Genomic DNA, 16,843 nt, shown 5'->3' with positions numbered 1-16,843 from the left:
TTGGGCGGTATGAGCGATGCTCCCGTGATCAGTGTGCGCGGCGAGGCGGTCCTGGAGGCCGACGCCGAGATCGCCGTCCTGACCGCCACCGTCCAGTCCAAGGACCACGACCGCCGCCGCGCCCTCGATGACCTGGTGGCCCGCAACCGTGCCTGCCTGGAGCTGATCAAGTCGTACGGAGACACCCTCGAGAAGGTCGAGACCGGCGCGGTCACCATCACCCCGGTGCTCAAGTACCGGCGCCGCGAGGGCGACGTCCACTACTACCAGGGCACCGTCTGGATCAGGATCACGGTGGTCGACTTCGCCGTGTTGGGGGAGCTGATCACCCGGCTCGCCGACGGCGAGCGCATCAGCGTCGACGGCCCCCAGTGGGCGCTCCGACGCGACAGCGAGGTGTACGCCGAGGCCGCCCGACAGGCCGTCGGCCAGGCCGTCGAACGGGCCCGCGGCTACGCCCAGGCCCTCGGCTGCCGGCTCACCGGCCTGGTCGAACTCGCCGACGAGGGCCTCAACGACCACGGCGGCGCCACCCTCTTCTCCGCGCAGATGGCGAGCGGGGCCGCGATGGCCGGGGAGAGCGAACCGGAGCCCATCGCCCTGGAGGCGGCGAAGCAGATGGTCGTGGCGACCGTCAAGGCACGCTTCACCACGAGCCAACCCGAACTGTGATTGTCAGTGCCCTCGGCCACAATCATGCCCTGAGACGTCCGAAACGGACGTGAGGAGGGCTGTGGGGATGACGATCCTCGACGGGCAGACGCCGATGGCCGCACCCGGTCCGGCGGCTCCGCCGGAGCCGCACTACGACGACCCCTGCGGCGAGCGCGGCCGGGCGCGTCGGCGGCTGCGCGCCGGCGGGGAGGGCGCGGGCGACCCCGGTCCGCCCGGCCTGGACGTGTTCCTGGCCGGCCGCGTCTTCATGGACATGATCTTCACGGGGCTCCCCGGCCTGCCGCCGCCCGGCACCGAGCTGGTCACCGACGGCCTCGGCTCGGCGCCCGGCGGCATCGCCAACATCGCCGTGGCGATGAGCCGGCTCGGGCTCCGCACCGGGCTGGCCACGGCGATCGGCGACGACATGTTCGGCGCCTACCTGTGGCGCACGCTGTCCGAGCAGGAGGGTGTCGACCTGAGCTGGTCCCGACGGCCCGTCGGATGGCCCACCCCGGTGACGGTCTCGATGGCCTACGACTCCGACCGGAGCATGGTCACCTACGCCCGGCCCATGCCGCCGCCCGCCGATGACCTGGTCGCCGCCCCACCGCGCGCCTCGACCTGCTTCATCGACCTCGACCGCCCGATCCCGGCGTGGGCCCTGACGATGCGGGCCGAGGGCTCCCTGGTCTTCGCCGACGTCGGCTGGGACCCCACCGAGACCTGGTCCACCGACGTGCTCGACCGGCTCGGCGAGGTCGACGTCTTCCTGCCCAACGCGGTCGAGGCGATGGCCTACACCCGCACCCGCACCCCCGAGGCCGCCCTGGACGCCCTGTCCTCGCGCTCCCCCGTCGTGGTCGTCAAGCAGGGCTCACGCGGCGCCATCGCCGTCGACTCCACCACCGGCGAACGGGCCGCGGCCCCCGCCCTCCCCGTCGAGGCCCTCGACACCACCGGGGCCGGCGACGTCTTCGCGGCCGGCTTCGTCTTCGGCACCCTCGCGGGCTGGCCCCTCCTGCAACGGCTGCGCTTCGCCAACCTGTGCGCCGGGCTCTCCGTCCGCCACCACAGCGGCTCCCTGGGCGCCCCCTGCTGGGGCGAGATCGCCACCTTCGGCGAGTCCGCCGAGGTCGCCCCGGAGATCCTGGCCGACTACGCGTTCGTGGTCCCCTACATCCCCGAGGCCGAACTCGACAGCGGCCCCGACGCCGTGACCCGCGCCCAACCCACCCTGCGCTAGTTCACGGCCTCGCTTCGCTCGGCGGCTCGCGGGCCTGACACGCGCGGTCTTCCCTCGTCGTTTTCAAGATCGCTCGTTCCTCGCGATCTTGAAAGCCTCCTCAGTCCAGACCACGCGGGCCCGCTCGCGGGGGCCCACGGCACCCGGGAACGGAAGGCGTTGAGGTGCCGTGGACCTCGGGCGCGCCCTCCAACTCGCCGGCGTGGGCGGCCAGGTCCTCCATGGGTGGAGGGCGGCGATGGTGGGGCGGCGGGCGGCGTCACGGGCGCGGGCCGGCCACCGACCGGCCGGTTCACGGGCGTGGCTCCGCGACCGGGCGGGCGGGCGGTTTCGGTGGGCGTGGTGGGGGTGGTCAGTCGCGGTTCTTGCGGCTTCGGCGCAGGAGGACCAGCATCGTGACCACGACGACCGCGCCGGCCGCCGCCACGATCACGCGGCGGTCGACCTCGCCCGGTTCGCCGTCCTCGCCCTCGACCGGGACCACCATGGCGCCGACGGTGGCGGCGACCTGGCCGGCCTCCTCCTTCAGCCGTGCGACGCCGCGCTGTGCCACGTTGCGGGGGTTGACCCGGTCCGCCAGCGCGTCGATGGTGCGCGCCAGTTCCTGCCTGGTGCGCTCGATCTCCTTTTCCAGCGCCTCCGGATCGCGGGCTCTGTCAGCCATGCCGTGTCCTTGTCGTCCGAGCCGTGCTGCGGCAGATGATCCGCTCAGTCTGGCAGGTCCGGACGCCGATCGCCCCCTCCACCCCGCCCGACCGCCGCACCGGTACGGTGGGCGGTGAACAACCGAGTGAAAGGCGGATCTGGTGTCCGAGCGGCTGCAGCCCGGCGACGTCGCCCCCGAGTTCGAGCTCCCCGACGCCGACGGCGATCCGGTGTCCCTCGCCTCGCTGCGCGGCAAGCGCGTGATCCTCTACTTCTACCCGGCGGCGATGACCCCCGGATGCACCAAGGAGTCGGTGGACTTCCGCGACAGCGTTCCCGACCTCGAGGCCGCGAACGTCACCGTCGTGGGCGTCTCCCCCGACAAACCCGCCAAGCTCGCCAAGTTCCGCGACCAGGAAGGGCTGACCTTCCCGCTCCTCTCCGACACCGACACCACCGTCTTGCGGGCGTACGGCGCGTACGGGGAGAAGAAGCTCTACGGCAAGGTCATCGTGGGCGTCATCCGCTCCACCTTCATCATCGACGCCGAAGGCAAGGTCGAGAAGGCCTATTACAACGTGAAGGCCACCGGCCACGTCGCCCGCCTCCGCAAAGACCTCGGCCTTTAGGTGATCAGGTGCGGGCGGGGGGACTCGAACCCCCACAGTGTCTCCACCAACAGGACCTAAACCTGCCGCGTATGCCGATTTCGCCACGCCCGCCGGGTCATCGCCAGACGCCGTTCAGTGTAGCCCTTCGGCATCCTCCGCCCGTATTCCGGAACGGCCGGGCGGCTCGGGATTGAGGCGCCGTTCTCGCTGGTCCAGGGAAAGTGTTCGTGCGGCTGCACGTGCGGTGGGATGCGGTCTCAGATAGCCGTAAAACCAGGTCAGGGCCGTGGCCCTACCGATGGCCGGGGCGGGCGTACGCTGGTGCGCATCCGGCGGTTTGGCGGTGAACGGTGCGATGGAATCCCCCTGGTCGGTGCGGAGACCTGTCGGCGAACTGCGGCCCGGCGATCATGCCTGGCTGGCGTTCGGCGACGCGGATGAGCGGTGTCATGTGCTGGGGTCGTTCGTGGCCCGCGGCCTCGCCGGTGCGGACAAGGTGATCGTGCTGCGCGGGCCCGGCGGCGCCGAGCCGCCCGGCGTGGGCGGCAGGGTGACCCTCCTGGCGCTCGACGAGATCGAGCCCGAGCGGCTCGCGGCGACGCTGGAGGCGGAGATCTCCGCGGCGGTGGACGCGGGGTACCGGGGTGTGCGGGTGGCCGCGGACCTGACCTGGACGCTGGGCCGCGGGAACGGGCTCCGGCTGCTGCTGGAGTGCGAGCGGCAGATCGACCGCGCGGTCGGGGCCAGCACGGCGGCGATCGCGATCTGCCAGGTCGACCGGGGGTGCGGGGCAGCGGCGTTGGACGCGCTGGCGGACGCGCACGCGGTCACGGTGACCGCGGACCCCGCCTTCGAGGACTCGGTGCTGCGCATCGACCGGACGTTCCGGCCGGTCGGGCTGGCGGTCGGCGGGCAGTTGGACGCGGCGCGGCACGCGGTGTTCAGCGAGGCGCTGACCTCGACGATGGCCCGCGCCAACGGCGATCCCGTGCATCTGGACCTGGCGGGCCTGGAGTTCATCGACCTGGGCGCGCTGACCATGCTCGCCGACGCCGCGGCGCGGTGCCGGGGGCCGGTGGTGCTGGATCGGATGCCCGCGAGGCTCCGCGCGATCATCGAGGTGGTCGGCTGGGACGCGCTGCCCGGGCTGCGGCTCGGCACCCCGGAGTCGGGGCGCTGAAGCGCGTCAGTCCAGCGCCTCCACGAACCGCGTCGCCTCCGGACGGCTCATCCCGGTCTCGGCCTGGACCAGGGCGACGGCCGCGTCCCGATCGCCCGCGCGCAGGAACCCGCGGACCCGGTCCGACAGCATTCCCGGGGGGCCGATGGGCGCGGGCGGCGCGACCCTGCCGTCGCGGATGGCCTCCGTGTAGTCCTTGGCCTCCTTGAGGCCGAGCCCGGTCTCCTTGCGGACGAGCTTGATCGCCGGGATCAGCTTGCCCTCGCCGATCAACGCCGTCACCTCGGCGTACGTCTCGGGGGACAAGGGGAGGATCCTCGGCCGCTCCGCGACGTCCTTCGGCGCGCGGCGGGAGGCGCCGACCGAGCGGCCGGCCACCACGGTCATGGCGATGAAGCTCAGCATCAGCACACCGAAGGGAACGGCGATCAGCACCATGAGGGTGGTCGGAGACATGCCCGCCACTTTAGACCGCCGTGACCCGTGCGGGGACGGCCGCCGTCACTCGGAGCGGAGGCCGAGCACCTCGGGCAGCACCGCCGCGAGGGCCCGGAACGCCTTGCCCCGGTGGCTGACGGCGTCCTTCTCCTCAGGGAACATCTCCGCCGTGGTCCGGGTCTCCCCGTCCGGAACGAAGATCGGGTCGTAGCCGAAGCCGCCCGTACCCCGTGGAGCGTCGATCAGGTGGCCGGTCATCCTGCCCTCGACGACGCGTTCCTCACCGGTCGGCAGCACGAGCGCCGCCGCGCAGGCGAAGTGGGCGCGGCGCAGCTCGGGCGCGACGTCGGCGATCTGGTCGAGCACCAGGTCGAGGTTGGCGCGGTCCTTGTCGCCGGTGGCGGAGCCGAGTCGCCCCGACCAGCGCGCCGACAGCACGCCGGGCATGCCGTTCAGGGCGTCCACGCACAGGCCCGAGTCGTCGGCGACGGCGGGCAGCCCGGTGTGGGCGGCGATGGCGCGCGCCTTGAGCAGCGCGTTGCCGGCGAAGCTCGACTCGGTCTCGGGGACGTCGGGCGCGGCGGGGAACTCCGCCAGGCCCGCCACGTCCACCCCGTCCAGGATCCGGTGCAGCTCGGCGATCTTGCCGTCGTTGCGGGTGGCGAGGACGATCCGGGTCATCGGCCGAGCGCCTCGTTCTGCAGTCGGGTCAGCTCGGTGCAGCCGCCCAACGCCAGGTCGAGCAGCGCGTCCAGCTCGGAACGGTCGAACGGGCGGCCCTCGGCGGTGCCCTGGACCTCGACGAAGCTGCCGCCGCCGGTGCACACGACGTTCATGTCGGTGCCCGCCTTGACGTCCTCGAGGTAGCAGAGGTCGAGCCGGGGCTCGCCGTCGATGACGCCGACGCTGACCGCCGACACCGAGTCGATCAGCGGGTCGCCCTTGGTCATCTTGCGCTCGCGCATCCAGCTCACCGCGTCGGCGAGCGCCACGTAGGCGCCCGTGATGGCGGCGGTGCGGGTGCCGCCGTCGGCCTGGAGCACGTCGCAGTCGAGGACGACGGTGTTCTCCCCGAGGGCCTTGAAGTCCACGCACGCGCGGATCGACCGGCCGATCAGCCGGGAGATCTCCTGGGTGCGCCCGCCGAGCCGGCCCTTCACCGACTCGCGGTCGCCGCGGGTGTTGGTGGCCCGGGGCAGCATCGCGTACTCGGCGGTGAGCCAGCCGAGGCCGCTCTCCCGACGCCAGCGGGGCACCGAGTCCTGGACCGAGGCCGCGCACAGCACGCGGGTGCCGCCGAACTCGATGAGCACCGAGCCCTCGGCGTGGTCGAGCCAGCCTCGCTGGATGCGGACGGGGCGGAGCTGGTCGGGTGCGCGATCGTCAGGGCGTGCCATACGCCTCACCCTAGTACGCCGCCCGTCCGCGCCCCGCCCGGTCCGGGCTACAGGTCGTAGACGGTGCCGACCTGGGCGATCTCGATGGGACCCGCGTAGTCGCTCATCTTGGCCTCGGCGAGGGTGACCGCCGGGTCGTTCCAGGGCAGCAGGTGGGTGAGCACCAGCCGCCGGGCGGCGGCCCGGGCGGCGTGCTCGCCGGCCTCCCGGCCGGTCAGGTGCATGTCGGGCGGGTTGGGCCGCGACTCGACGAACGCGGCCTCGCAGATGAACAGGTCGCTGTCGCGGGCCAGCTCGACCAGGGTGTCGCTCTCGCCGGTGTCGCCCGAGTACGTCAGCACGCTGCCGCCGTGCTCGATGCGCAGCCCGTACGCCTCGACCGGATGGTTCATCGCCCCGGCCGTCACCCGGAAGGGCCCGATCTCGAACGGCTCGGGCGGGAACAGCCGGAAGTCGAAGGCCGCGCCCATGTCGGGATTGGGCTCGAGCTCGTACGCCTTGGCGAGGTGCTCGGCCGTTCCGTCGGGCCCGTACACGGGAATGACGGGGGCGCGGCCGAACGGGCAGTACACCCGGGCGATCCAGTACACCGTCAGGTCGAGACAGTGGTCCGGATGCAGATGGGTGATACAGGCCGCGTCGATGTCGAGCACGTCATGGAAACGCTGGAGAGAGCCGACCGCGCCATTGCCGAGATCGAGCAGCAGGGAGAAACCCTCCGCCTCCACCAGATAGCAGGACGCCGGACTCTCCGGCCCGGGAAAGCTGCCGGAACAGCCGATCACAGTGACCCGCACGCTCTTTTTCCTCCTCTGCTGCCCCGAGGACCTCAGTTGGTCAGGGCGGCGCCCGGTACGGCCTCCACCAGGCCGATCTCCGGGCCCAGGAACCGGCGTCCCAGCCTCGCGAAGACCGCGGGATCACCGGTGGCGCGAAACCGGTGCACGGGTGGGGCGGCGGTCCGCGTACGGGCCAGACCCTGGTCCTGAAGTACTCGGTAAACGTCCTTGGCGGTCTCATCGGCACTCGAGACCAGTGTGACCCCGTCCCCGACGACGTACGAGATGACACCTGTCAGCAACGGGTAATGGGTGCACCCGAGGATCAGGGTGTCGCAGCCGGCGTCCACGATCGGCTGGAGGTAGCCCCGGGCCTCGGTGAGGAGTTCCGGGCCGCCGGTGACCCCGGATTCGACGAACTCGACGAACCGGGGGCAGGCGACGCTGGTCAGCTCGACGTGCGGGGCCGCGGCGAAGGCGTCGTCATAGGCGCGGCTGGTGACCGTCGCGTGGGTGGCGATCAGTCCGACCCGCCCTTGGGCGGTGGCCCGGACGGCCCGCCGGGTGGCGGGCTTGATGACCTCCACGATCGGCACGCTGTACCGCTCGCGTGCGTCCCGCAGCATCGCCGCGCTGGCGCTGTTGCAGGCGATCACCAGCAGCTTGACACCCTCCGCGACCAACCGGTCGAGCATCTCCAGGGCGTACGCGCGGACCTCGGCGATCGGCCGTGGACCGTAGGGCTGACGCGCCGAGTCACCGAGGTAGAGGATCGGCTCGTCCGGCAGTTGATCGAGGATGGCGCGGGCGACGGTGAGACCCCCGTAACCGCTGTCGAATATCCCGATCGGCGCGTCAGACATGGTGCTTTAGGCTAAGCGAACAGCGGCCCGCGAAGGGCATGTTGCGTCGCACATCACATGTTCACTTGACCGTCATTTGCCGCCGCGGCCGGCGCGGGCGAGCTGGCGGCTCTGCGCGACGAGCCGGCCGGCGGAGTCCCGGACCTCGATCTCCTCGTCGAACCAGCCGCCGGCCACGAGCCGCCCGGTGCCGTGCACGGCGAGCCGGCCGGGGGCGGGGACGGCGCGCATGTGCCAGGTGAGTTCGACGGTGGGGGCCCAGCCGTACGCGCCGGTGTTGAACACCACGGGAAACAGCGCGTCCACGGCCAGCGCCAGCACGTGGGCGTCCACCGGATGGTCGTCGTCGCGCAGTCGGAAGTGGGCGCGGGCCTCCGGGCGTCCGCTGGGCTTGCCGTCGAGCCAGCCCAGGGTGGCCGGGTCGAAACGCAGGTCGACCCGATCGGTGAACCCCCGGTCGACCTCGGCCGGTGTCGCGCCGACGCAGTCCTCGAGCGGCGGCAGCGCGGGCGCGCCGCCCTCCCAGACCGGCTCGGCGTCGGCGTCGAGCGTGCCGGTGGTCACCTGCGCGTCCACGAGGGCGTCGCCGTTCTGCACGAGGGTGACCCGGGACATCGCGACGGTGCGGCCCACGCGGCGGGTCTCCACGACGACCTCGGCCGGTCCGGGCTTGGCGACGCGCAGGAACGCGGCGCTGGTCGCCACGGGGTGCGCGTGGGGGGAGGCGGCCAGCGCGGCGCGCGACAGCACGGCCAGCAGGTAGCCGCCGTTGAGGGCCTCGGCGATGCCGTAGCCCCCGTCGAGCTCGACCGCGTACCGTCCCTCGGCGATCTCCTTCACCGCCGTGGCATCTCCGAATCGACCCATCCCCCACCCTTTCCAGAATCACGTTCGAATCGCACTTTACCCCTAGCCATGGGGCGATCCGGGGTGTTGGCGGGCGACCGCCCGGTCATAGGTCGGGGTCGATCCCGTCGGCCTCGAAGGCGGCGTCCTCGTAGAGCCGCAGGGCGATGTCGTGGGCCCACTCGGCCGCGAACCGTCGCACTCGGCGGACGTCGTCCTCGCCCAGGCCGTACCGCTCGAAGTCCTCGACACCGCGGAGCTCCGCGGTCTCCAACCGGTCGGCGAGGCTCCGGAGCGAGAACTCCGGCTCGTGGGAGCGGCACAGCCATTCCAGGCGCTCGAACCCGTAGTGGCCCGCGAGGGAGGCGGCGTCGACGAGGTCGCCGGCGAGACAGCGGTCGTGGACCGCGCGGATCGTCAGCCCGATCGCGTCGTCGAAGCCCACCACGGGACAGCCGTCGACGGTCACCGGGCTGACGCGCAGCTCCGCCGCCTCCAGATCGACCTCGCAGGACTCACCGGTCGCCGGGTCGCGCACGGTCAACCGCGCGGCCCGAGCGCCGGAGTCCGGGTGAAGGACCGTGAGCCCCTGGCCCCGGTAGTGGACGGCGAGGACCCCGGCGGCCTCCTCCGGGGAGGCGAGCACGGCGGCGAAGCCGAGATCGTCGCTGGGCCGACCGACCAGCCCGTGCGCCCTCATCGCGTACCCGCCCGCCAGGAACAGCCCGTACTCCCGGCACGGGCCCGCGCCCGTCTCGACCAGCCTCCGATGGAACGGCGGCAGGTCCGCCAGGCGGAACGTCCCGGCGGAGCCCTCCGCGGTCATGGGATCACGCCCAGAGTTGACCCTCGAGGCGGGCCTCGGCCTCCTCCAGCGTGCCCTCGTAGGCGCCCGTCGACAGGTACTTCCAGCCGCCGTCGGCGACGATGAAGGCGATGTCGGCCCGCTCCCCCGCCTTGACGGCCTTGGCGGCCATGCCCAGCGCCGCGTGCAGCGCGCCGCCCGTGGAGATCCCCGCGAAGATCCCCTCCTGCTCCAGCAGCTCACGGGTACGGCGCAGCGCGTCGTTGGAGCCGACGGAGAACCGGGTGGTCAGCACCGAGTCGTCGTACAGCTCGGGGATGAAGCCCTCGTCGATGTTGCGCAGGCCGTACACCAGCTCGCCGTACCGGGGCTCGGCCGCCACGATCTTGACGTCCGGCCGCTGCTCGCGCAGGTAGCGGCCGACGCCCATCAGCGTCCCGGTGGTGCCGAGGCCGGCCACGAAGTGGGTGATGTCCGGCAGATCCGCCAGGATCTCGGGGCCGGTGGTCTCGTAGTGCGCCAGCGCGTTGGCCTCGTTGCCGTACTGGTACAGCATCACCCAGTCGGGGTTCTCGGCCGACAGCCGCTTGGCGACCCGCACCGCCTCGTTGGAGCCCCCGGCGGCGGGCGAGGAGATGATCCGCGCCCCCCACATCTCCAGGAGCTGGCGGCGCTCGGACGAGGTGTTCTCCGGCATCACGCAGACGATGTCGTAGCCGCGCAGCCGGGCCACCATCGCCAGCGAGATCCCGGTGTTGCCGGACGTCGGCTCCAGGATGGTCCGGCCCGGGGCCAGCAGCCCCTCCTTCTCGGCCTTGGCGATCATCCAGAAGGCGGGCCGGTCCTTGACCGAGCCGGTGGGGTTGCGGTCCTCCAGCTTGGCCCACAGCCGCACCTCGGGCGACGGGGACAGCCGGGGCAACCCCACCAGCGGGGTGCGGCCGAGCGAGTCCAGCAGAGAGTCGAAGCGCATGACCGCCGCCGGCCTTACCGCCGGCCGCCGGCGACCGCGGGCAGCACGGTCACCGTGTCCCCGTCGGAGACCTCGGTGTCCAGACCCGCGAGGAAGCGCACGTCCTCGTCGTTCAGGTAGACGTTGACGAACTTGCGCAGCCCCTTCTCGTCGACCAGCCGGTCGCGGAGTCCGGGGTGCCGGGTGTCGAGATCGGCGAACAGCTCGCCGAGCGAGCCGCCCTTGCCTTCGACGGCCTTGGCGCCGTCGGTCAGATTGCGCAGGATCGTGGGGATCCGTACCTCGATCGCCATCGCGATGATCTCCTTAGCGTCATAGGGATTCCAGACAGTGGTGAGCGCTCAGGAACAGTCGTAGACGACCTCGGCACGCGAGTGCCCGAACAGGTAACTCTGCACACGCGGGACGGACATGACGCCGAGTTTACCGAGCCCCGCTCAGTGACCCTCCACCACCCGGACCTCTTCTTCGGTGACCTCGCCGTCCACGATGCGGAACGAGCGGAACTCCTCGGTGTCGGCGTCCCTGGTGGAGACCAGCACGTAGTGCGCGTTCGGCTCGGAGGCGTAGGAGATGTCGGTGCGGGACGGGTACGCCTCGGTGGCGGTGTGGGAGTGGTAGACGACGACCGGCTCCTCGTCGTTGTCGTCCATCTCCCGCCACACGCGGAGCTGCTCCATGGAGTCGAAGCGGTAGAAGGTCGGCGAGCGCTCGGCGTTCGTCATCGGCACGAAACGGGTCGGCCGGTCGGAGCCGACCGCCCCGGCCACGATCCCGCACGCCTCGTCGGGGTGGTCCGCGCGCGCATGCGCAACGATCTTGTCATAGAGGGCGCGTTCGATCGTCAGCATGCCCGAAGGTTACCCAAACACCCCTCCGCCGGGACGCGGCCGGGGCCTACCGCAGTCGGGTGTGCAGGCGGACGATCGTGCCGGCGGAGCCGGACCGGATCTCCACGATGTGGCAGAGCCGGCGCACCGCCCACATGCCCGCCCCCGGCTGGAGCGGCAGCGGCGGGCGGTAGCCGATGAAGTGGTCGACCAGGGCCCGTTCCGGGTCGATCAGGTCGCACACCACCTCGTCCGCGTCGGCCCACAGCCGCAGTCGGCCGCGACCGGCGCCGTGCCGGATGATGTTGGTCGCCACCTCGTTGACCGCCGTCACCAGGGGCAGGATCCGGTCGCGGGGGAGGCCGCGGCGGGCGGCCTCGACGGCGACGCGATCGCGCAGGGCGGGCAGCCCGCCGCCGGCGAACGCGTGCTCGGCCACACCGGTCTCCGGCGCCGGCGCGAGCGGCACGGTGTTGCACTCGGCGTAGAAGTCGGCCGGGTCGGTGTACAAGGGGCTGGCCTCCACGACGCCGCCCGTGATCCGTTCCGGATGGGTGCGGAACGCGTCCGCGACGACGTCCGGCGGCAGTCGGCGCGTGTCGTAGGCGCAGCACAGGACGCTCGGCGTCCCGGCGAACGCCACGTTGAGGAGGGCCTCATGGCGTTTCCACTCGCGGATCTCCAGCGGCGAGCGCCCCGTCCACACCGGCTCGGCGAGCAGCCGGAGCCGCCCGCGCGGCCACCAGTCCCGCCGGGCGTGCTCGTGGTAGGCGGCCAGGGTCTGCACCGGGGCCTGGAACCACGCCTCGGCGTCGATGAACGCGATGGGGGCGGCGGCCCGTGCGCCGAGCCGTTCGCGCAGCAGGTCGCAGGCGCGCGCACCGGCGATCACCACCACGGCGTCGCCCAGCCGGACCCCCTCGTCCAGGAACGGCACGGCGGAGCCGGCCAACTCGTCCACCGAGCCGTACGCCAGCGCCCGGTGGACCAGGACGTCCCGCCCGCTGACGGCCCGGACCTCGTCGGTGCGCGTCATCGGGCCACCTCCTCCACGTACACGCCGGGCAGCGAGTCCCACCCGGCGAGCCGCATCATCATCGCCAGGTGCTCGGGCGGCTCCCGCAGGATGACCTGCCGTTCCATGCCGGTCGACGTGCGGCCCGCGCCGACCAGCGCGCGCAGCCCGGCCATGTCGCAGAACTCCAGCGCGGACAGGTCCAGGCAGATGTGCCCGGCGCGGGACCCGGTGGTGCGCAGCGCCTCCAGGACCGCCGGGCAGGTGGACTCGTCGATGGCCCCGGCCAGCACCAGCCCCGGCGGGGTGAAGGTGGGGGTGATCCGGAGGGTGCCGTTGTCGAAGTGGTCGTCGATCCGCACCCGCCCGCGATGACAGGACTCCAGGTCCCGCAGGAGGGGCCCGCCGAACCAGCGCCGGTCGTACTGGCAGATGGCCATGGCGTCGACCCGGGAGGTGTGGAACACCTGGTCGATCTTGCGCTCGAACTCGGCGAAGCGCTCGGTCCCCGGCCAGCCGCGCAGGCTGAAGGTCTCCTCGCCGGTGAGCCGGACACCGCGGAAGCCCTGCACCAGGGCCAGTTCGATCTCGGTGGCCATCAGCGCGATGATCTCGTCGGGGTCGAACAGCCCGGTGGCCATGTACGCCTCCTCGGCCGTGCGGACCACCAGTCGGCCGTCGGCCAGGGCCGCGGACAGGTCCAGACCGCCGACACCCGGATCGGCGGCCAGCCAGGCCAGCACGACCTCGGCGGGACGGTCGTCCGACAGGTAGATGACCTTGTGATCGGCGGCCAGGCCGTCGCGGAGGTAGGCGGCCAGCACCGCCCGCCGCTCGCGGTCGCTGTCGTACGACAGGCACAGATGATCGCCGAACGTCATCGCGCCCACCGGCTTGTACGCGATCTCGACCGGCCCGGGGGGTCCGGCGGGGGGGTCGTCGGTCGGATGCGTCGAGCCGTCGTCGGGAGGGGGGTCGTCCCCCCACGGGGTGGAGGACATGCGAGGCTCCTGCTTGACGGAGGGTTGTCGAGCCCGACCCCCAGTATTCAGCACGCCGCGCGGCGCCGTCCGGACTTTCCGTGAGCCGTGGAGACCTTCACCACACGGCGCGGATGAGACTCTCCTGGAGCATGGTGAGCCAGTCATAGGCCACGAACCGGGCGAAGCGCGGGTCGTCCGGGTCCATCTCGGCCGCCTCCTCGTACCACTCCTCGGTGATGTCGAGTTGGGTGCCGAGGGCAAGCCGCAGGTCGTTGACGGCCCGGAGCCACGCCTGCGCCGCGTCGGCGTCCAGGACGACGTCGCGGCCAGGGCGCAAGGAGTCGAGAACGGTCTCGGCGGCCTCGCGCTTGCCGTCCCGCAGGCCCACCTCGGTGTAGCGGCGGAACTCCCGCGCCGCCCCGTCGTCCTCGCGGTACCCGTCGGGGAACAGCCGCGCCAGCACCGGGTCGTCGGGGGTCACGGCGTTCTCGGAGATCCCGAGCGCGGCCGCCAGCGGGTCGTCGGCGGGGTCGGGCTCGCCCAGCAGCCGCAGCAACTGCTCGACCAACGCCCCGACCAGCGCCGCCTCCTCCGGCTCCAACCGCAGCCGGACGCCGTCGGCCACCCGCTCGACCTCGCTCATGATCCCCTTCTCCCCCGCCGCCCCGCCCCGGGCGCGGACGGTCAGTCGTCGCGCTTGACGGTGGCCCACAGGCCGTAGGAGTGCAGGATCTCCACGTCCCGCTCCATCTCCTCGCGGGTGCCGCTGGCCACGACGGCGCGCCCCTTGTGGTGGACGTCGAGCATCAGCTTCTCCGCCTTGGCCTTGGGGTAGCCGAACACCGTCTGGAACACGTACGTGACGTACGACATCAGGTTGATGGGGTCGTTCCACACCAACGCCAGCCACGGCAGATCGGGCCGCCGGTCCTCCTCGGAACTCGGCCGGTCCAGCTCGGTCGGCGCGGGCGCGGTCATCGGTTCCTCCGCGTGCACAGTGCCGCGCTCATTCGCGGGTCCCCCTCCCCCAGTGTGGTGGCCTGCCGGTCCATGGTGCACACACCGGTCCGTAGTCTTCCACTTGTGGACCTTGGTTACAGTACGGCGCTCCTGACCGACCGGTACGAATTGACGATGTTGCAGGCCGCTTTGCAAAGCGGAACGGCGGATCGGCGCGCGGTGTTCGAGGTCTTCGCGCGGCGTTTGCCGAACGGTCGTCGGTACGGGGTGGTCGCGGGGGTCGGACGGTTGCTGGACGCCATTGCGGCGTTCCGTTTCGATGGGCCCGCCTTGGAGTTCCTGACCTCGCGGAACGTGGTCGACGAGCCGACCGCCGCATGGCTGGCCGATTATCGGTTCACCGGTGACGTCCGGGGTTATCCGGAGGGCGAGTGCTTCTTCCCCGAGTCGCCGATCATGGTGGTCGAGGGCACGTTCGGCGAGGCGGTGCTGCTGGAGACGCTGGTGCTGTCGGTCCTCAACCACGACTGCGCCATCGCCTCCGCCGCGTCCCGGATGGTCAATGCCGCCGCCGGGCGTCCGCTGATCGAGATGGGATCGCGGCGCACCCACGAGCACGCGGCGGTCGCCTCGGCCCGCGCCGCCTACCTGGCCGGGTTCGCGACCACCTCCAACCTGGAGGCGGGCCGCCTGCACGGGGTCCCCACCTCGGGGACGAGCGCGCACGCGTTCACGCTGCTGCACGACGGCGAGCGGCACGCGTTCGAGGCGCAGTTGGCGTCCCTCGGCGCGGCGACGACGCTGCTGGTCGACACCTACGACGTGGAACGCGCGGTGCGCACGGCCGTGGAGCTGGCCGGTCCGGCGCTGGGCGCGGTCCGGATCGACAGCGGCGACCTGGGGACGGTGGCCCGCGAGGTCCGCGCGCTGCTCGACTCGCTCGGCGCGACCGACACGCGGATCGTGGTGACAGGCGACCTCGACGAGTACGGCATCGCGGGTCTGGCCGCCGCCCCGGTGGACGGGTACGGCGTCGGAACGTCGCTGGTGACGGGGTCGGGCGCGCCGACGGCCTCGCTGGTCTACAAGCTGGTGGCGCGGGCGGACTCGGCGGAGCCGGACGCGCCGATGCGGCCGGTGGCCAAACGGTCGGTGGGCAAGCCGACCCGGGGCGGCCGCAAGTCGGCGACGCGCCGGATGGACGGCCACGGGGTCGCCTGCGCCGAGGTCGTCTCGATCGGCGAGCCGGCGGTGGGCCCGCGCGACCGGCCGCTGACGGTCCCGCTGGTGCGGGCCGGCGAGGTCGTCGGCGCGGAGCCGCTGAAGGCGGCCAGGGCGCGGCACGCCGCCGCGATCCGGGAGCTGCCCGCCACGGCCCTCCAACTGTCCGGCGGCGAGCCCGCCATCCCCACCGAGTTCCAGGAGGCCTGAGGCCCTCGCGCCCTCCGGCAGGAGTCCGACGGGGCCTCGTCGGGTAGCGTCCGTGCTGCGGGGGATGATCGAACGCGAGGAGCGGTCATGGGCAAAGCACTCGTCATCATCGACGTGCAGAACGACTTCTGTGAGGGCGGCTCGCTGCCGGTCGGCGGCGGCGCGGACGTGGCGTCCGCCATCTCCCGCCATCTCGCGGCCCACGCCGGCCCGGCCGGCGACTACGCGCACATCGTGGCCACGCGGGACTTCCACCTCGACCCGGGCGCGCACTTCTCCGACGAGCCGAACTTCGTGGACACCTGGCCGCCGCACTGCCTGATCGGCACGCCGGGCGCCGACTTCCATCCCGGCCTCAGCCTCGCGCCCATCGAGGCGGTGTTCAGCAAGGGCCGGACCGCGGCGGCCTACAGCGGCTTCGAGGGCGACTCCGACGACGGCACGAGCCTCGGGGACTGGCTGCGCGGGCGCGAGGTGACGGACGTGGACCTGGTCGGCATCGCCACCGACCACTGCGTGCGCGCCACCGCCCTCGACGCGATCCGCGCCGGGTTCCGCACCCGGGTGCTGCTCGACCTCACGGCCGGGGTCGCGCCCGCCACCACCGACGCCGCCCTCGCCCTGATGCGCGAGGAGGGTGTCGCGCTCACCGGCGCACCGGTGCTCCGTGGCTGACGAGGCGGGACCGACCGTCGTCATCGTCGCGGGCGTCTCCGGGAGCGGCAAGACCACCGTGGGCCGGCTGTTGGCCGGGCACCTCGGCTGGGACTTCGCCGACGCCGACGACTTCCACCCCCTCGACAACGTGTCGAACATGCGGCGCGGCATCCCGCTCTCCGACGTCGACCGGCTGCCCTGGCTGCGCGACCTGGCCGCCTGGATCGAGGTGCGGCTGACGTCGGGGACCCCCGGCGTGCTGGCCTGTTCCCTGCTCAAGCGGGCCTACCGCGATCTGGTGATCCGGGATCCGCGGCAGGTCAGGCTGGTCTACCTGAACGGCGACCGCGACGTCATCGAGCGCCGCGTGACCGAGCGCAAGGGCCACTTCTTCGCCGCCCACATGCTCGACAGCCAGTACCGCGACCTGGAGCCCCCGGGGCCCGACGAGCACCCGATCCGGGCCTCGGTGCGCCACACCCCGGAGGAGAGCGTGCGGGAGATCGTCCGCGCGCTCGCATTGCGCTGAC

General features: G+C 72.4%; 22 protein-coding genes and 1 tRNA gene. 7 read left to right on the top strand and 16 right to left on the bottom strand.

The features are described 5' to 3' along the window. Window positions 1-9 precede the first annotated feature (9 nt). Both DFJ69_RS20385 and DFJ69_RS20380 read left to right on the top strand, forming a co-directional pair. Window positions 10-672 carry an SIMPL domain-containing protein gene (locus DFJ69_RS20385; protein WP_116024080.1) on the top strand — a complete coding sequence of 221 codons (663 nt, stop codon included), beginning with the start codon at window positions 10-12 and terminating at the stop codon, window positions 670-672. A 67-nt stretch (window positions 673-739) separates the two neighbouring features. Further along, window positions 740-1,900 carry a carbohydrate kinase family protein gene (locus tag DFJ69_RS20380; protein ID WP_245974483.1) on the top strand — a complete coding sequence of 387 codons (1,161 nt, stop codon included), beginning with the start codon at window positions 740-742 and terminating at the stop codon, window positions 1,898-1,900. 352 nt (window positions 1,901-2,252) lie between these two features. Here DFJ69_RS20380 and DFJ69_RS20375 read toward each other — a convergent pair whose 3' ends face one another. Next, the gene (locus DFJ69_RS20375; RefSeq protein ID WP_116024079.1) at window positions 2,253-2,564 is read right to left on the bottom strand and encodes a DUF3618 domain-containing protein; all 312 of its coding nucleotides are present in this window, start codon (window positions 2,562-2,564) and stop codon (window positions 2,253-2,255) included. Between the two features lie 142 nt (window positions 2,565-2,706). Between DFJ69_RS20375 and bcp the strand changes: the two genes are divergently transcribed. Further along, entirely contained in the window at window positions 2,707-3,174 is a 468-nt protein-coding gene (bcp, locus tag DFJ69_RS20370; protein ID WP_116024078.1) for a thioredoxin-dependent thiol peroxidase, read from the top strand. 9 nt (window positions 3,175-3,183) lie between these two features. On the opposite strand, the gene DFJ69_RS20365 is transcribed toward bcp, so the two are convergent. Continuing rightward, a tRNA-Leu gene (locus DFJ69_RS20365) sits at window positions 3,184-3,267 on the bottom strand. Window positions 3,268-3,529: 262 nt separating this feature from the next. On the opposite strand from DFJ69_RS20365, the gene DFJ69_RS20360 reads away from it, so the two are divergent. Further along, complete coding sequence (locus DFJ69_RS20360; RefSeq protein ID WP_245974482.1) at window positions 3,530-4,336, top strand: MEDS domain-containing protein; 807 nt, start codon at window positions 3,530-3,532, stop codon at window positions 4,334-4,336. Window positions 4,337-4,342: 6 nt separating this feature from the next. On the opposite strand, the gene DFJ69_RS20355 is transcribed toward DFJ69_RS20360, so the two are convergent. The 14 genes from DFJ69_RS20355 to clpS all read right to left on the bottom strand — a co-directional run bounded on the left by DFJ69_RS20355 (window position 4,343) and on the right by clpS (window position 14,243). After that, window positions 4,343-4,792, bottom strand: coding sequence for a 50S ribosomal protein L7/L12 (locus DFJ69_RS20355; protein ID WP_245974481.1), 450 nt, complete (start codon window positions 4,790-4,792; stop codon window positions 4,343-4,345). A 45-nt stretch (window positions 4,793-4,837) separates the two neighbouring features. Beyond that, window positions 4,838-5,455: an RdgB/HAM1 family non-canonical purine NTP pyrophosphatase gene (gene rdgB, locus DFJ69_RS20350; protein ID WP_116024076.1), complete on the bottom strand. Its 618-nt coding sequence runs from the start codon at window positions 5,453-5,455 to the stop codon at window positions 4,838-4,840. Continuing rightward, window positions 5,452-6,171: a ribonuclease PH gene (gene rph / locus DFJ69_RS20345; RefSeq protein WP_116024075.1), complete on the bottom strand. Its 720-nt coding sequence runs from the start codon at window positions 6,169-6,171 to the stop codon at window positions 5,452-5,454. Before rph ends, rdgB begins: the two co-directional genes overlap by 4 nt. Before the next feature lie 47 nt (window positions 6,172-6,218). Next, window positions 6,219-6,968, bottom strand: coding sequence for an MBL fold metallo-hydrolase (locus tag DFJ69_RS20340; protein WP_116024074.1), 750 nt, complete (start codon window positions 6,966-6,968; stop codon window positions 6,219-6,221). 32 nt (window positions 6,969-7,000) lie between these two features. Beyond that, window positions 7,001-7,813, bottom strand: a complete 813-nt coding sequence (gene murI, locus DFJ69_RS20335) for a glutamate racemase (RefSeq protein ID WP_116024073.1) — start codon at window positions 7,811-7,813, stop codon at window positions 7,001-7,003. A gap of 72 nt (window positions 7,814-7,885) precedes the next feature. After that, on the bottom strand, window positions 7,886-8,680 hold the full coding sequence (locus tag DFJ69_RS20330) for a thioesterase family protein (protein ID WP_116024072.1): 795 nt from the start codon (window positions 8,678-8,680) through the stop codon (window positions 7,886-7,888). 85 nt (window positions 8,681-8,765) lie between these two features. Continuing rightward, window positions 8,766-9,485 (bottom strand): hypothetical protein, encoded by a 720-nt coding sequence (locus DFJ69_RS20325; RefSeq protein WP_116024071.1) that lies wholly within the window; start codon window positions 9,483-9,485, stop codon window positions 8,766-8,768. Window positions 9,486-9,489: 4 nt separating this feature from the next. After that, window positions 9,490-10,437 (bottom strand): PLP-dependent cysteine synthase family protein, encoded by a 948-nt coding sequence (locus DFJ69_RS20320; RefSeq protein WP_116024070.1) that lies wholly within the window; start codon window positions 10,435-10,437, stop codon window positions 9,490-9,492. A gap of 14 nt (window positions 10,438-10,451) precedes the next feature. Then, window positions 10,452-10,730, bottom strand: a complete 279-nt coding sequence (locus DFJ69_RS20315; RefSeq protein WP_116024069.1) for a MoaD/ThiS family protein — start codon at window positions 10,728-10,730, stop codon at window positions 10,452-10,454. Between the two features lie 144 nt (window positions 10,731-10,874). Further along, window positions 10,875-11,288 carry a M67 family metallopeptidase gene (locus DFJ69_RS20310; RefSeq protein ID WP_116024068.1) on the bottom strand — a complete coding sequence of 138 codons (414 nt, stop codon included), beginning with the start codon at window positions 11,286-11,288 and terminating at the stop codon, window positions 10,875-10,877. 46 nt (window positions 11,289-11,334) lie between these two features. Further along, window positions 11,335-12,303 carry a sensor histidine kinase gene (locus DFJ69_RS20305; RefSeq protein ID WP_116024067.1) on the bottom strand — a complete coding sequence of 323 codons (969 nt, stop codon included), beginning with the start codon at window positions 12,301-12,303 and terminating at the stop codon, window positions 11,335-11,337. Further along, window positions 12,300-13,283, bottom strand: coding sequence for an MEDS domain-containing protein (locus DFJ69_RS20300; RefSeq protein WP_170177726.1), 984 nt, complete (start codon window positions 13,281-13,283; stop codon window positions 12,300-12,302). The genes DFJ69_RS20305 and DFJ69_RS20300 overlap by 4 nt, the downstream gene beginning before the upstream one ends. Before the next feature lie 97 nt (window positions 13,284-13,380). Then, window positions 13,381-13,908, bottom strand: a complete 528-nt coding sequence (locus DFJ69_RS20295) for a DUF2017 domain-containing protein (protein ID WP_116024065.1) — start codon at window positions 13,906-13,908, stop codon at window positions 13,381-13,383. Between the two features lie 41 nt (window positions 13,909-13,949). Beyond that, window positions 13,950-14,243 (bottom strand): ATP-dependent Clp protease adapter ClpS, encoded by a 294-nt coding sequence (gene clpS, locus DFJ69_RS20290; protein ID WP_116024064.1) that lies wholly within the window; start codon window positions 14,241-14,243, stop codon window positions 13,950-13,952. 72 nt (window positions 14,244-14,315) lie between these two features. Here clpS and DFJ69_RS20285 point away from each other — a divergent pair, with 72 nt between their 5' ends. The 3 genes from DFJ69_RS20285 to DFJ69_RS20275 all read left to right on the top strand — a co-directional run bounded on the left by DFJ69_RS20285 (window position 14,316) and on the right by DFJ69_RS20275 (window position 16,842). Continuing rightward, window positions 14,316-15,656 carry a nicotinate phosphoribosyltransferase gene (locus tag DFJ69_RS20285; protein ID WP_211328670.1) on the top strand — a complete coding sequence of 447 codons (1,341 nt, stop codon included), beginning with the start codon at window positions 14,316-14,318 and terminating at the stop codon, window positions 15,654-15,656. Window positions 15,657-15,743: 87 nt separating this feature from the next. Beyond that, window positions 15,744-16,331: a nicotinamidase gene (locus DFJ69_RS20280; protein ID WP_116024062.1), complete on the top strand. Its 588-nt coding sequence runs from the start codon at window positions 15,744-15,746 to the stop codon at window positions 16,329-16,331. Next, entirely contained in the window at window positions 16,324-16,842 is a 519-nt protein-coding gene (locus DFJ69_RS20275) for a gluconokinase (protein ID WP_116024061.1), read from the top strand. Before DFJ69_RS20280 ends, DFJ69_RS20275 begins: the two co-directional genes overlap by 8 nt. The last annotated feature ends 1 nt before the right edge of the window (window position 16,843 follow it).

Origin of the sequence: Thermomonospora umbrina (genome assembly GCF_003386555.1) — a bacterium.
Classification (GTDB): Bacteria; Actinomycetota; Actinomycetes; order Streptosporangiales; family Streptosporangiaceae; genus Thermomonospora; species Thermomonospora umbrina.
The sequence above is the reverse complement of the archived record's forward strand: the minus strand, read 5'-3'. Positions and strand labels throughout refer to the sequence as shown.

Coding starts and splice junctions, on each gene's coding strand:
- DFJ69_RS20375 (WP_116024079.1), bottom strand. CDS start 2,564: ATGGCTGACAGAGCCCGCGATCCGGAGGCGCTGGAAAAGGAGATCGAG.
- DFJ69_RS20330 (WP_116024072.1), bottom strand. CDS start 8,680: ATGGGTCGATTCGGAGATGCCACGGCGGTGAAGGAGATCGCCGAGGGA.
- DFJ69_RS20315 (WP_116024069.1), bottom strand. CDS start 10,730: ATGGCGATCGAGGTACGGATCCCCACGATCCTGCGCAATCTGACCGAC.
- DFJ69_RS20280 (WP_116024062.1), top strand. CDS start 15,744: ATGGGCAAAGCACTCGTCATCATCGACGTGCAGAACGACTTCTGTGAG.
- DFJ69_RS20385 (WP_116024080.1), top strand. CDS start 10: ATGAGCGATGCTCCCGTGATCAGTGTGCGCGGCGAGGCGGTCCTGGAG.
- DFJ69_RS20295 (WP_116024065.1), bottom strand. CDS start 13,908: ATGAGCGAGGTCGAGCGGGTGGCCGACGGCGTCCGGCTGCGGTTGGAG.
- DFJ69_RS20380 (WP_245974483.1), top strand. CDS start 740: ATGACGATCCTCGACGGGCAGACGCCGATGGCCGCACCCGGTCCGGCG.
- rdgB (WP_116024076.1), bottom strand. CDS start 5,455: ATGACCCGGATCGTCCTCGCCACCCGCAACGACGGCAAGATCGCCGAG.
- DFJ69_RS20310 (WP_116024068.1), bottom strand. CDS start 11,288: ATGCTGACGATCGAACGCGCCCTCTATGACAAGATCGTTGCGCATGCG.
- DFJ69_RS20300 (WP_170177726.1), bottom strand. CDS start 13,283: ATGTCCTCCACCCCGTGGGGGGACGACCCCCCTCCCGACGACGGCTCG.
- DFJ69_RS20285 (WP_211328670.1), top strand. CDS start 14,316: ATGGTGCACACACCGGTCCGTAGTCTTCCACTTGTGGACCTTGGTTAC.
- murI (WP_116024073.1), bottom strand. CDS start 7,813: ATGTCTGACGCGCCGATCGGGATATTCGACAGCGGTTACGGGGGTCTC.
- DFJ69_RS20320 (WP_116024070.1), bottom strand. CDS start 10,437: ATGCGCTTCGACTCTCTGCTGGACTCGCTCGGCCGCACCCCGCTGGTG.
- clpS (WP_116024064.1), bottom strand. CDS start 14,243: ATGACCGCGCCCGCGCCGACCGAGCTGGACCGGCCGAGTTCCGAGGAG.
- rph (WP_116024075.1), bottom strand. CDS start 6,171: ATGGCACGCCCTGACGATCGCGCACCCGACCAGCTCCGCCCCGTCCGC.
- DFJ69_RS20305 (WP_116024067.1), bottom strand. CDS start 12,303: ATGACGCGCACCGACGAGGTCCGGGCCGTCAGCGGGCGGGACGTCCTG.
- DFJ69_RS20325 (WP_116024071.1), bottom strand. CDS start 9,485: ATGACCGCGGAGGGCTCCGCCGGGACGTTCCGCCTGGCGGACCTGCCG.
- DFJ69_RS20355 (WP_245974481.1), bottom strand. CDS start 4,792: ATGTCTCCGACCACCCTCATGGTGCTGATCGCCGTTCCCTTCGGTGTG.